Below are 13,273 nucleotides of genomic sequence, written 5' to 3'. Positions count from 1 at the left end.
CTCAATACCCCCTTAGAATCCGGTCCACATACCTATAGGACCTCATCAAAAAGGTGATTCCCTCTGCCCGGGTACAGCCCTCGTCCGGTCTGAAATAAGGGCTGACTTCGCCTTCATCCGCAGGGATGGTAACCATACCACGCTGCTCCATTTCCTCGATATAGCTGGATGCCCAATGGCCATTGAGGTCCATGAATTGGCTTTTGCAGCGGTATTCATCACCTTGCTTGCGAATAAGTGACATTTGGACTTGGATGATATATTTAGTCTCCATCTCCGCCGTTTGAATATCTGGTTTACCTGTCACAACCCCCAGATAGATCGTGCCTTTTTCATCATAATATTTGTGTTCTGAGCCTATAAAAGATAGCCAGTCTGCGTATTCCTTTTTACTGTAAAATAAAAGTGTTAGGGCAGCTGTATAATGTGAAGTTCCACGATTGACCAAGCCTACTGAGTAGGAAAACGTTTCATTAACATGGGATTTCAGAGTCGGAGCCGGTGGCTTATATTCGCTGATAAACTTGGCCTTAACCTCGACAAAGCGAATTCCGTTATCATAAAATAATCGCTTTTTGTAGATCACATCTTCTGATTTATTGGGGCTTTGCTGAGTCAAATGTATACCTCCTGTCATTAAAAATGATGTTTACTCCGGTTCGACAGAGTATGGATTAATATGACGTACTGCTACGATAAGCAGTGGTCGGATTCATAAGAAGCTGATCCCGTAAGCTTCCGGCTCTACCGTTTTTAAGACCTCTTCCCAGTCCGTTACCGATCGCTTCCAGTTGGGTCGGACTTACGTCATTCGTGACATTAGGCAATGTCATATGGACGATGACGTCACCGGAGTTGATCGTGTACGATGGGTGCATGTTTGCACGTGTCAGATATTCTTTGCTGGTCAGCTCTGTGACGCCCCCTGGCATATGAAACGTTCCAGCTAATGGCTCCACCCCACTCCAAATCCCCAATTGGGCTTGCAGGGACTGCCCTCTCCATTCGCTGTGCTGCTCTCGGAATTCCCATGAAGCTTCCGACTTCATATGAAATGCACGCTGATGACGGAGTACACTTTGCAAGTCCTGAGTTTGGTGCTTGCGCATACAGATATACTCCATAGAGCCTGTTCGTATATCTGCTATTTCAGCGTTTAGCGTCTTCCTGCTTGGATCCCTCTGCACCTTGCCCACGTATTCATTCATGGGGAAGGTCAGCGGCTTCGTTTTACCATTCATATCATGTTGCAGACTTTGACTCTCATCTGCGGGTAGCTGATCTGGTTTTTGCTGGTTTACTTCGGACCTTGTCCTACAATCTAATAAGGTGCTTAATGTGTGCTTGTGTTCACTCAAACGCCCTAAGCGTGAAGCCAGCTCCCGAATATCAGCACGAGAAGAATGCCTTAGTGTCTGAATAAATGCCTGTAGCTCCACAAGCACATCAACCTCTATATTGCCCATACATTCACCGCCTTTTATAAAATGAAACTCCCGCCCCTCCATACGGAGCAGAGCAGGAGTGCCTTTCATCCAAGCATATTAGCCAGAAATGCCATATCTTCTTCGTCCGCTATCTTATAGCTGCCCATATATGAGCCGTCTTCCCTGACTTCTTCACGGGCTGTATGGCGGGTATCCGAACGATCCATTTGATCAGTCCCGCTCCATAGCCCACCGGCAGACATGGAGGATACTTTAATTGTAAATTCGATATGGTCATGACACTGCTCCAGATAGTAGCCCAACTGAGGGAGCGTAAGGTCCCAAACCTGATGCTTATCCAGGTGACAATAATGGGCCAGCTTAAAAAAAAGATTCGCCCAGTCAACGGGAGCTTGCCGGTCATACTCCAGCTCCTCATCCTCAGTGGCTACATGGACTTTTTTATTCCATTCAGTCCGATCATGGCATCAATAATTTGCTTGGCCGTTTCGAGGTCAACATACTCCTCCAGATGCTCAGGAGTCATCCAGCTATAATAAGGCTTGAAGCCCATCATCAGCACATCTATCAGCTCATGATAACGATCCGCACCTTCCGGGTCATCTGGAATCAGATTTGCAATAATAATGCCGGAATCAATAGCGTTCAGCTTTTTAATCAGCTTACGCGCATCCTTTAACCCAAGCGGAGGCAAATAATACGTTTTACCGTCACGGAGACGCACCTTTTCATCTTCTTCAAAGAAAGCTTTTTCTTTGATCTGTGCTTCCTCTTCTGTCAAAACCTTCTTTGTACTTTCTACCACCGCATCTGACTTGGAAGGCTCATTTTTAGATGGAACGGTGAACTCTCTTTCATTCATTTCGAAAACACATCCTTACGTATCAGTTGTTAGCAGATGTTGTTGCGATCTCATAACGCTTGATCGTGCCGAGCTTGTTATCAAAGCGTTCCGGGTCAATGACCGTCAAGGTTACACTATGCGTAGACGCCTGCTGGCGCTGAGCATCAATCGTGAAATTGGATTTCACACGACATTGATACAATTCCGTTTGGTATCCTTGCACAGAACCGTCCTTTTGCTCAAAACGGCCATCATGAACCAGGTGAACCGTCAACGGTAAATCCCTGCTCGAAATATCCAGAACATCCACCACTTCATTGCGTTTATAGTTTACATAAATGGCTACATCCTTCAACGCTGCATTGAAAATCAGCTTTCCCCCTTCAACAAGGTATTGCTCCTCGGTAGGGGTTCCGGTGAGCGAACGTTTGAGAAGCTTGTTTCCATTTAGCGTACGCACTGAAATTTCAGGCGTGGTATGCAGCGAGGTACCAAAGACAAGCTCTGCCTCACACTTCCCGTTTACTTCCTGAATAACGTGCTTCTCTTCCAGCTCCCATACAAATCCATCATCATCCTGCTGGATTCCACTCAAAGCGACAGGATAGACAATCACTACTTTTTTCCCGGCCAACGCTGCATCGAACACTGCCTTATTACCTGTCACGGTAACTTCTGTGGTTACATCTGTGCCTGTAATTACATCCTCGTAAGCCTTCATTGCAGGACTTGTCGCTGCGGCTTCTGTGAGCAGCACCTGGTATGGGGATTCCCCTGGAACCGTCACGGTTTCCGTTGTCAGTCGGTAAGACGCTCCGCTAACACCTTCACGAAGCTTGGAACAGAGGACGAGACGGACCAGATTTAAGTCAAATTTGGCATCTTGAGCTGTAATATCAATCGTTTTTTTACGAAGCAATGCATCCAAGGGCACACTGGAATCTCCACCCTCGATATCGTGCATATCCAGTTGGATGTCCAAAAGCATGTTGTTCAGTGTTCCAATCGTGATGAGTTCATCACTATTCGGAATTTTAGCCATAAACTTGCCCGCACCTTTAATCAACATTTTTTTGTTTTTCGTCATTCCCATCTTCAAAAACCTCCAGTTTATTATTCCATTCTAATGGTATCCCGATTGGAATGGAGTATTTATATGTGTTCTCAAGGCCCGCGTCATGATCTGAACCCGTGACAACTTGACCTTTGAGCAAACCACCTTCCTGACGATATCAATATAAGTGAAGTATTGGATGTTTTAACTGTAGCGATGTACTTGATCTCTTCATCGTCCTCGTTTCTTCATACAGGGTCTACACCCCTCAATAGACGACCTCGGAATATGCTGCTGCCAATTAGACTGTTCAACCTCATGAGGATAAACAAGTTTACCGAACTGATCCATTACTTTACCCGTAAGTTCGCCGATACAATGCAGGCATAGCAAGGGTTCTCCTGCCATTTTCTCTGCCATAAAGTTTTCTCTAGCCCTTTGTGTCACATAACGAAATTCACACCGGATACATGGGGTAAACTGCATCATTCCTGTAGCCTCCTTCATAGTACAAGGTTTGATTTTCTCCTTACGTAGTCTCCAATATTACAATTCATCTGACGATCTATATACTTCAATATAAGTAACTGTAAGCTTCATTGAACGATTTATATATAAGAATAAGAACGATTTCATTGGTTATACAAAAAAAAGGAGGAGCAACCCCAAGCCAAATTACGGCTTGAGCGTCTGCCCCTCCTCTTCTGCAAAGCGGAAGTTGCGTGCGATGTACAATATCGGTGTACCCGCCGCGGTTAGTACAAATTTTAAGATATAGGTGGTGAACAGTAGCTCCAGCCATATTCCCCATTCATAGCCGTAAAAGGCGATGCTGCAAAAAATGAGCGTATCAATAAACGAGCTAATCATCGTACTGCCATTGCCGCGAATCCAGAGCTGGTGACGTTGCGGGAAAAACTTGCGAATCCACGAGTATAGACGAACGTCCAGCAATTGGCTAACCGCATAGGCCGTCAGGCTGGCAAGCGCAAGTCTGGGTAATAGTCCGAATAATTGCTGCATCGGCGCCTGGGCAAAATCGGTTGTATTAGGCTGAAACACCAGCGCCATCTGCATCGTTAGCGTCGTCATAATCAGCGTGAAAAAGCCGAACCACACCGCTTTGCGTGCCTCTTTAGGCCCGTATTTTTCATTCAGCAAATCGCTGGCCATGTACATAGAGACATACATTGTATTTCCCAATGTCGTCGTAATACCGAGCAAATCAATGGTTTTGGTTACCTGAATGTTGGCAAGTACGGTAGCCACACCAATCCAGGCGTATAACCCTTTTTTACCGAACAAACGATAACATAACAAAAAGAACATAAAATTGACGAGGACAAAGGCTGCCCCCCATAGCAAATTAAACATGAAATCCTCCTAGTTTTGATAGCGCGGGATGGTTGCGAACCGCGGTTCATCCGGAGTAAGCCGGAAAAACATTATTTTAATGTATCACAGATTACGATTCGTGAACAGTAAACCTGCTCCCTAAACTGCGAAGAGAGTCCCTATCGTTCCAATTAGGAGCTTACCGTCGTATCTAGATCCATACCCTGATCGTTGAACACATCCTGATCATTCTCCTTAAGCACCTTGCCTGAAATGAGTCCTGCCGTAATAGAATCATTGACATTCAGCGCTGTGCGTCCCATATCGATCAGTGGCTCAACCGAAATAAGCAATCCCGCCAAGGCTACGGGCAAGTTCATGGTCGAAAGCACGATCAGAGAAGCGAAGGTGGCACCACCGCCTACACCCGCCACGCCGAAGGAACTAACCGTAACGACCAGAATGAGCGTGAGGATAAAATCCCAGCTCGTCGGATTTATGCCCACGGTTGGCGCAATCATGACCGCCAGCATGGCCGGATAAATACCTGCACAGCCGTTTTGTCCAATGGTCGCTCCCAAGGAGGCAGACAGATTCGCGATGCCGTCTGACACACCGAGCTTTTTCGTTTGCGTTTCAACATTTAGCGGAATCGTTGCCGCACTGGAACGGGATGTAAAGGCAAAAACCAGCGTAGGCAATACCTTTTTCACATACGTTACCGGGTTATAGCCGAACAGAGCCAGCAAAATAAGATGAATGACGAACATGACCAACAGAGCCACATAAGAAGCGAGTACAAACTTGATCAGCTTCAAGATTTCATCCGGATTCGTCGTGGCTACAACTTTAGTAATCAGCGCCAAAATACCGTAAGGCGTCAATCTCAGCACCAGCGTCACAATCCGCATCACCACCGCGTACACGGCGTCGATTACTTTACGGAAGGTTTGCGCCTGCTCTGGCTTTTTACGATCCAGTCCAAGCACGGCTACCCCGATAAAAGCCGAGAAAATCACTACTGCCAGCGTCGAAGTACGACGTGCTCCCGTCATATCCTCAAAAGGATTGGATGGAATAAATTCCAGCACCTGCTGTGGAATCGTCATATCCTGAACTGTTCCAAGACGCTCCTCCATCTTCAAACCCTGTGCTTGTTCCTTTTCCCCACTTTGAATCTCAATCGCTTTAAGATCGAACGACAAGCTGGTCACAATACTGACCGAAGCGGCAATAGCCGTTGTAATCAGCAGTACTGCAATAATAGACACGCTTATTTTGCCAAGATTCTGTCTTCCCTTCAAATTCATAATAGCCGAAATGATCGACACCATGATGAGCGGAATAACTACCATTTGCAGCAAACGGACATAACCATTGCCTGCGAGGTTGAACCAATCGACCGATTTTGTAATGACCTCTGAGCCCGCCCCATAGGCGTATTGAAGAATAACCCCGTAGATCAGCCCGAAGCCCAGCCCGGCAAATACCCTTTTTGTAAAGGAAATGTGTTTTTTCTGCATCCAGACCAACACGCCGAGCAGTGCAAGCAGCACAAGCACATTCAAAATAATAAAGAAGGTATCCATATATTTTTCCTCCAGACAGATGATATTTTATTAAGTGACCCTTCAATCCGTTAATTACTATATCACAATACCAACTATCTTTGTAGGTTTTGTTTTAATAAATGGGTTGAAGCCAGTATAGCTTTGGGGGATTACATTGAAAACGCAAAAAGGCAAGTCTTCCTGTTTCGAAGACTTGCCTTTCGTTAATCCAACGATTGATGTTAGATTATACGTAAAATCTTTTGTTGTCGTTAGACGATTACTGTATAAAAAAGCTCCTGTTCCTTAACCACTTTATGCTCATTTCCAGCAGGCTCCAGTTCACTAAACTGAGCTACGTTCGTAACAATAACAGGTGTAATCGTTTCGTAACCAGCCTTGCGAATTTCCGCCAGATCAAACTCCAGCATGAGATCGCCTACTTTCACTCGATCCCCTGCTTTCACATGAGGAGTAAAATGAAGGCCTTTCAGCTTTACCGTATCCATCCCAACGTGTATGAGCATTTCAAGCCCGGAATCACTCACCAAACCTACGGCATGTCCACTTTTGGCAATGGAGAATACGGTACCTTCAACTGGAGAAACAACGCGACCTTCAGATGGCTCAATAGCCCATCCTCTACCCATGATTTCCTGAGAAAAAGCAGGGTCATTGACTTCACTGAGCGGCTTAACCTCACCCATAATCGGGCTGTATACCGGGATTTTCTCGCCTTTTGGCAGTGAGGCCACAGGAGATGGTGCTACTTCCTCAGTAGAGATGTCTCCAGCAGCACCTGTTGATGAAGCTTCTTCTTCCTTCACATCTTCAAAACCGATCAAATAGGTTGCCACTGTAGCAGCCGCAAATGCGATAATGATACCAAGAATTGCGTACAAGAAAGTTGGTCCGATAAACATTGCCAAGCCAGGCAAGCCAGCCAGTCCACCCATAACATAAGCTTTTGTGCCAAACAAGCCCATGAATCCTCCGCCAACGGCACCTCCGATCAACGCTGCGATAAACGGTTTTTTAAACCGCATGTTTACCCCATACATTGCAGGCTCGGTTACACCCATAATAGCTGTCAAGCTTGTGGAGAAAGCCAACGTTTTGATTTTGGCATTTTTGGATTTCAAGAATACACCCATTGTAGCGCCAGCCTGAGCCAAGTTAGCTGCTGCCATAATCGGAATCATGTAGTCATAGCCCAGCGTGGCGATAGAACCAATCATGATAGGAATCAACGCATAGTGCATACCTGTCATGATGATCAGGGAGAAGGTACCACCGAGTACCAGACCTGCAAGCGGACCTGTATTTTCAAACAACCAAGAAATACCACCCGACAGGCCATTACCAATAATGGCGCCCAGCGGACCTACTGCAATCAACGTTGCAGGCACAACAATCAACAAAGTCAGTGTCGGAACGACAATCAGCTTCAATGATGCATGTGTATACTTATCAATGAATTTTTCAACATGGGCCGCCAGCCAGATCGCAATAACGATGGGAATAACAGTCGATGCATAGGTTGCCGCCGTCACCGGAAGACCGATAAAGCTAACCTTCACATTGGATGCCAGCAATGCCGTAATCGTCGGATGCAAAATAGAGGCACCTATCGCAGCCGCGATAAACATGTTACTTCCCAGTTTTCTAGCAGCACTCACAGCCAGAATAATCGGCAGGAAATAGAATGCTCCGTCTCCTATTGCCGCTAAAATCGTATAGGTTTGACTCTTATCGGACATCCAGTTCATTGCCACCAATAGAGCAATGATCCCTTTGATCATACCTGCACCGGTGATCGCCGGCAAAATAGGTGTAAACATACCAGCTATAAAGTCAAACAGACTGCTGATCGGGTTTTGTTTTTTCTTGGATGCATTGCTTGCGACTGTCTCACTTTGCGGCACCTTGGACATGTTGCTCACCAACGATTTGTACACGTTAGCTACATCATCACCGATAATAACCTGAAACTGGCCGCCACTCTCCATCACTCCCATGACGCCATCCGTTTTTTTCAACTGATCTTTCTGAGCTTTCTTATTATCATAAAGATTGAAGCGCAAGCGGGTCATGCAGTGAACTACCTGCTCAACGTTTTCTTCACCACCAACCAGTTTAAGTATCTCTTTGGATAATTGATTTCGATCCATGAGGGTTTCCTCTTTTCTTTTAAGGTATAAAATGCGTAAATTGGCAATAAAAAAACCTGAATACAGAAAGCAGACAGCTTTATAAAAAGCCAATCTTCTTTCAGCATTCAGGTTTTGCCTTCTGGTTTAGAAGTAGCAATCCTAAATCCCTGATCATCCATGAAATCATTGATTTTTAATGATACGCTCGATATGAATGGTGAGATATAGCATCTCATCCTGGGATAAGCTCCGACCATAGATTTTAGTCGTATAATCTCTTATTTTTTCAGCACAGGCGTAGGCATTCTTGTACTGCACCTTAACCATATCATGAAGGGAATTATCTGCATTTTGTACAGGGGTCCCGTTCATTACCCGTTGAGCAAAAAATTTGAGATGTGTAATAAAGCGGTAGTAGCTTAACGACTCTTCATCCAGCTCCATTACAAAAAAGCGGCTTACAATGTTAATGATATCCTTGACGATGTTAGTCAGGGCTATCGTTTCGCGCATTTCACTGTTGAGCTGAGCATTCACCAGATGCAGAGCAATGAAGGCTCCTTCATCATCCGGAAGCGTAACTCCCAGCTTGTCCTGAATCATATGCAGTGCTTTGGTCCCAATCGAAAATTCCTTGCGGTACATTCGTTTGATTTCCCAGAAAAGGGCGTTCTTTATATCCATCCCCAAACGATAACGCTCTATGGCAAAATGGATATGATCCGTCAGCGAAATGTAGATGCTGTCATGTAATTCCACACCGAGTATCGTTTTGGCATATTGAATGATCTCATCAGAAATTTCAACATATTCAATAGGGATATCAGACATCAGGGTCATCAGTTTGCGGGAAACCTCGGTGCTTTCAAGCTTAAAGATTTTCTCGATATGCCCTTCATCAATCTCATCGCCTGAGCTTTTCTTAAAAGCAATGCCTCTTCCCATAATGACTAATTCTTTCTGCTGCTCATCAATGACCGTTACAACATTGTTATTCAGCACCTTTGCTATCTTCATTCCATCACCTTAGGCCGCTTGGAGTAGTAAAAAAAGGCAATACCAAAACTGACACTTAGTGCCTGCTTATGGTTTTGCCTGATACAATCAGTAACAATCCACGAATGTGCAGTTTTGAATAACTGCCATCATAATATCATATAAGAACTGAGCTGACAAGTTTTTTTTGTAAACACTTTCATAAGGCCCCTAGGCGATGGGAGCACCAAATTACTGCCTTTAATCTGCACGATAGTGCTGCAGCGTGTCCGCTTTTGGAGTTAGAAAACACGATCCCTCCACTGGGGGAAATGACAAGTCCTTCGATGGTTTATTCGAAGCAGCCTAGTTGTTGGCGCTCTTTTCCACTGCCAAATCCGAAGCAGTGCTGGTGCCAGATGTGGATGGTCCTTTTGAATGTTCCTCTTTTTCCTCCACAAAGCCCATGAAATACGTAATTACACCAGCCGTCACAAACGAAATGACCATCCCCAAAACGGCATACACAAGCGTGGAGTCACTAAACAGCGGTAAAGTCATTAGTCCGAATAAGCTTACCAGAGCAGTGATCGCCGTTTCAAACAGGCACACAAATGCCCCACCAATGGCCCCGCCGATCAACGCAGCAAGAAACGGTTTTTTGAAACGTACATTAACACCATACATGGCCGGTTCAATGATTCCTAGCACGGCTAACAAGCCTGTGGTTGCGGCCAGCGCCTTGACTTTGGAATTTTTGGATTTAATACATACGCCGAACGCCGCCCCCGCTTGAGCCATAACCGCCGCCACCATGACAGGAGCAATGTAATCATAGCCCGTCGCAGCAACGGATTCCAGCATATCGTTCACCAGCATATATTGCATGCCCGAAAAATGAAGCAAAGGTATAGTGCCTCCATACAGCAGACCCGCCAATACTTCCGAATTGAAGAAGAACAATGAAGAAAATTCTTCTGACAATGTATGAGCCAAGGTAGTCCACAGCGGACCGAAAACAAACAGCAATAAAGGCATGATAATCATGAGCGTCAACGTTGGGACAACCATCAGCTTTATGGCATAGCGATTAAATTTGCCTAATCCTTGCTCAATTTTCGCTGCAAGCCAAACGGTAATAAGGATCAGTATAAAGGAAGAAATATACTGGGGCTCCGCCACTGGTAAACTGGTCGAGCTGATCTCTTTAGCGGACTTCAGCACTTCCGTAAGGCTGGGAAGAAACGAGCATCCCCCGATGACTGCTGCAATGAATATGTTGCTGCCAAGCTTTTTGGCTGCACTTACTGCTACCATTAGGGGTAAAAGATAAAATACTAATCCGCCAATGTACATTACAATTGTAAAAATTTTAAATTTAGAATCAATATCCAGATACAACAAGACAGAAGCAATCACCTGAATGATTCCCGCCCCGATCAGTGCCGGCAGGATTGAGGTAAACACACCCGAAATAAAATCAAACAGGCGACTTATCGGATTCCTTGCTGTGCCAGTTTTTCCATTGCCGGAAGCGGAAGCAGGCTCCTGTTTGTCTTCTCCTCCTGCCTGCGAAATCATTTCTTTGGAAAGTAAATCCTGATTCATAAAAGCCTTTTCCCCTTTTTTATGTATATTGAAGGCCACATTCGTACTTAATATATAACTGCTTACAGGAAGTACATGGAAAGCGACATTCCTTATACTACTTTCATTCCTTCTTTTTTACAATAGTCTTAAAAGAAGGAATGAGATATTCATTTTCATCCTCTGATGATTTTACATCAAGCTTACATCTAATAGCCCACGACCATAGTTACATTTTTTTGTTTGTTTTTGGGCAAATATGACTATTCAACCGCCTGTTAATTATGTAAAATAGGTCTAACCTACTTTTTAGTAATTCATGGATTGCTTCCCTTTCTTGTTCTTGCCCCTTGAATACAACTGAAATATACATAGAATCCGAACATTTTCAGTTTTTTCTTCAAGCAGAAAAGGAAAATAAGTAGATCATGACGTGTCTAATGTAAATTGGACAAGCGACCTACTTCAAGCAGGGAAATCTGTATATTTTCTTTTTAATACCAACTTATCATTATCATGTGAGAGGAGATTTTCCATGCAACGTTTTAATCGTTCCATTGGCGCAAGATTGCGGATTATGATTATATTGATTCTGCTCTTCGCGTCCCTTCTGTTCAGTGTCAGTTTTTATGCAGTATCCATGAGTATCATTAATAACAGTGTCATTCCTCAGGTGGATCAAATGCTGGAAACCGGGGCCAAGAGTGTGTATCAGGATCTTAATATTTCTTTGGCAGTTCAGGCACAGCAAGGAAATGGTTCAGATTCCGGGTCTGGTATGCAGATGGAATCTTATCTTCAAGATAAGGTCAACACGCTTAAACTTGAATCGGCATATATCGCAGTGGTGAAAGATGGTAATGCCGAAGTTGTCGCACGAAATGAAAAATCGGTATATAAGGTTAAAGATGTACTTGTTCCTGTGGAGGATATCAAAAAAGCAAAACAAGGCGAGATGAATGTCAGTGACATTTACAGCGATTCATACGGATTACACAAAACCGCCTTCTTTGCCATAGCGGGCAGTAACCTGGTCCTGGGTGTGAACGAGGACGTTGGATTTGTGCAGGACAAATCCCAACAAATTTTATGGATCTGCATAGGTATTACAATTGTAACGCTTCTGCTGGGTGGAATTATTTCTACCATTGTCGTACGCAAGGTTGTAGAGCCTATTGCCGAATTGGTTCGTCATAGTGAAAAAATTGCTCAAGGTGACCTGTCGCAAGAACCGAAGGTTATCGGTAACAACGAAATTGCGCAGCTTGCCCGCAGCTTCCAATCCATGTCCCACAATCTGAAAGAAATGATCGGTCATGTGCTTTCCACATCCGGTGCGGTTGTACAAGGCTCGGACGAGCTGCTTCGCCGGACTGAAGCCATGGGTGTAAAAGTACAGGACTCTACAGTTGCCGCAGAGGAAGTGGCAAAGGGTAGTACCAGCATAGCTTCTGCTGCTGCTGAAAATGCACAGGCTATGGAGGAAATCGCTCAAGGTGTTCAACATATCGCCTCCTCTGCCAATGATGTATCCGATCAGATCAGTGAAGCAACCGAAGAAACAGTGAACGGTAATACACTCGCTCAAAATGCTGTTGCCCAAATGTCGCAGGTAGGACAGGCTGCCGATGAGTCGCTTCGATACATCCATAGTATGAATGAGCGCTCCGAGGCCATTGGTAGCATTGTTTCAGCTATTTTTGATATTACGAAGCAGATTCAAATGTTGTCCCTGAATGCCTCCATTGAGGCTGCCCGTGCGGGTGAGCATGGACGCGGCTTCGCCGTTGTAGCCGGAGAAGTTCGCAAGCTGGCCGAGCAGTCGAAAGAAGCGACACAGCAAATTTCCGATTACCTGGTAACCATCCAGGAAGTATCGCAGCAGTCCGTTGACTCTGTGACCCGGGTCAGCCGTGAAATCCATTCGGGAACGGAAATGGTGCAGCAAGCGAGTACAGCCTTTAATCAGCTAAGTCAGCTCATGCAGACGATCAACGCGACGATCCAGACGGTATCCGCAGCAACAGAGCAGGTATCCGCCAGCTCGGAGGAAGTATCGGCTTCCGTGGAAGAGACAGCTCTCATCGCTGCCAATGCCCAGCTTATGATTCAGGAAATCGGTTTAAATTCCGATGAGCAACTGAATGAAATGGAAGGCTACAGCGAGGTCGTACGCCAATTAAGCAAGCAAGCGACCGAACTGCAAACAGCCGTACAAAAATTCAAAATCAAGTAAGCTGAACTACAAGGAAAGAGGTATCTCGCGGCCACGAACACGGCTGTGGAGATACCTCTTTATTTTTTAAAGCGTGATGTTATACGATCAT

General features: G+C 45.0%; 11 protein-coding genes. 1 reads left to right on the top strand and 10 read right to left on the bottom strand.

The window, feature by feature from the left end:
* Position 1 precedes the first annotated feature (1 nt).
* The 10 genes from QMK20_RS06835 to QMK20_RS06785 all read right to left on the bottom strand — a co-directional run bounded on the left by QMK20_RS06835 (position 2) and on the right by QMK20_RS06785 (position 10,967).
* Positions 2–619 carry an S-layer homology domain-containing protein gene (locus QMK20_RS06835; RefSeq protein ID WP_283655129.1) on the bottom strand — a complete coding sequence of 206 codons (618 nt, stop codon included), beginning with the start codon at positions 617–619 and terminating at the stop codon, positions 2–4.
* A gap of 55 nt (positions 620–674) precedes the next feature.
* Entirely contained in the window at positions 675–1,466 is a 792-nt protein-coding gene (locus QMK20_RS06830; protein ID WP_283655128.1) for a hypothetical protein, read from the bottom strand.
* A gap of 65 nt (positions 1,467–1,531) precedes the next feature.
* Positions 1,532–1,750, bottom strand: a complete 219-nt coding sequence (locus tag QMK20_RS06825; RefSeq protein WP_283655127.1) for a hypothetical protein — start codon at positions 1,748–1,750, stop codon at positions 1,532–1,534.
* Between the two features lie 125 nt (positions 1,751–1,875).
* Positions 1,876–2,310 (bottom strand): DNA polymerase III subunit gamma/tau, encoded by a 435-nt coding sequence (locus QMK20_RS06820; protein WP_283655126.1) that lies wholly within the window; start codon positions 2,308–2,310, stop codon positions 1,876–1,878.
* A gap of 22 nt (positions 2,311–2,332) precedes the next feature.
* Positions 2,333–3,385 carry a hypothetical protein gene (locus QMK20_RS06815; RefSeq protein ID WP_283655125.1) on the bottom strand — a complete coding sequence of 351 codons (1,053 nt, stop codon included), beginning with the start codon at positions 3,383–3,385 and terminating at the stop codon, positions 2,333–2,335.
* A 636-nt stretch (positions 3,386–4,021) separates the two neighbouring features.
* Entirely contained in the window at positions 4,022–4,720 is a 699-nt protein-coding gene (locus QMK20_RS06805) for a queuosine precursor transporter (protein WP_283655123.1), read from the bottom strand.
* Positions 4,721–4,872: 152 nt separating this feature from the next.
* A complete protein-coding gene (locus QMK20_RS06800) occupies positions 4,873–6,270 on the bottom strand; it encodes an L-cystine transporter (protein ID WP_283655122.1) in 1,398 nt (465 codons plus the stop codon).
* Positions 6,271–6,503: 233 nt separating this feature from the next.
* Complete coding sequence (locus QMK20_RS06795; protein ID WP_283655121.1) at positions 6,504–8,402, bottom strand: beta-glucoside-specific PTS transporter subunit IIABC; 1,899 nt, start codon at positions 8,400–8,402, stop codon at positions 6,504–6,506.
* A gap of 165 nt (positions 8,403–8,567) precedes the next feature.
* On the bottom strand, positions 8,568–9,401 hold the full coding sequence (gene licT / locus QMK20_RS06790; RefSeq protein ID WP_283655120.1) for a BglG family transcription antiterminator LicT: 834 nt from the start codon (positions 9,399–9,401) through the stop codon (positions 8,568–8,570).
* A 324-nt stretch (positions 9,402–9,725) separates the two neighbouring features.
* Complete coding sequence (locus QMK20_RS06785; RefSeq protein WP_283655119.1) at positions 9,726–10,967, bottom strand: PTS transporter subunit EIIC; 1,242 nt, start codon at positions 10,965–10,967, stop codon at positions 9,726–9,728.
* Between the two features lie 514 nt (positions 10,968–11,481).
* Between QMK20_RS06785 and QMK20_RS06780 the strand changes: the two genes are divergently transcribed.
* Positions 11,482–13,182 carry a methyl-accepting chemotaxis protein gene (locus QMK20_RS06780; protein ID WP_283655118.1) on the top strand — a complete coding sequence of 567 codons (1,701 nt, stop codon included), beginning with the start codon at positions 11,482–11,484 and terminating at the stop codon, positions 13,180–13,182.
* Positions 13,183–13,273: the final 91 nt, after the last annotated feature.

This window comes from Paenibacillus sp. RC334 (assembly GCF_030034735.1).
GTDB classification, from domain to species: domain Bacteria; phylum Bacillota; class Bacilli; order Paenibacillales; family Paenibacillaceae; genus Paenibacillus; species Paenibacillus terrae_A.
Note: the sequence above shows the minus strand (reverse complement) of the source record. Positions and strands in the feature narration are given on the sequence as shown.

Excerpts from the sequence above, each read along its gene's own strand:
- QMK20_RS06795 (WP_283655121.1), bottom strand. The coding sequence starts at position 8,402 with ATGGATCGAAATCAATTATCCAAAGAGATACTTAAACTGGTTGGTGGT.
- QMK20_RS06820 (WP_283655126.1), bottom strand. The coding sequence starts at position 2,310 with ATGAATGAAAGAGAGTTCACCGTTCCATCTAAAAATGAGCCTTCCAAG.
- QMK20_RS06780 (WP_283655118.1), top strand. The coding sequence starts at position 11,482 with ATGCAACGTTTTAATCGTTCCATTGGCGCAAGATTGCGGATTATGATT.
- QMK20_RS06830 (WP_283655128.1), bottom strand. The coding sequence starts at position 1,466 with ATGGGCAATATAGAGGTTGATGTGCTTGTGGAGCTACAGGCATTTATT.
- QMK20_RS06800 (WP_283655122.1), bottom strand. The coding sequence starts at position 6,270 with ATGGATACCTTCTTTATTATTTTGAATGTGCTTGTGCTGCTTGCACTG.
- QMK20_RS06785 (WP_283655119.1), bottom strand. The coding sequence starts at position 10,967 with ATGAATCAGGATTTACTTTCCAAAGAAATGATTTCGCAGGCAGGAGGA.
- QMK20_RS06815 (WP_283655125.1), bottom strand. The coding sequence starts at position 3,385 with ATGGGAATGACGAAAAACAAAAAAATGTTGATTAAAGGTGCGGGCAAG.
- QMK20_RS06805 (WP_283655123.1), bottom strand. The coding sequence starts at position 4,720 with ATGTTTAATTTGCTATGGGGGGCAGCCTTTGTCCTCGTCAATTTTATG.
- licT (WP_283655120.1), bottom strand. The coding sequence starts at position 9,401 with ATGAAGATAGCAAAGGTGCTGAATAACAATGTTGTAACGGTCATTGAT.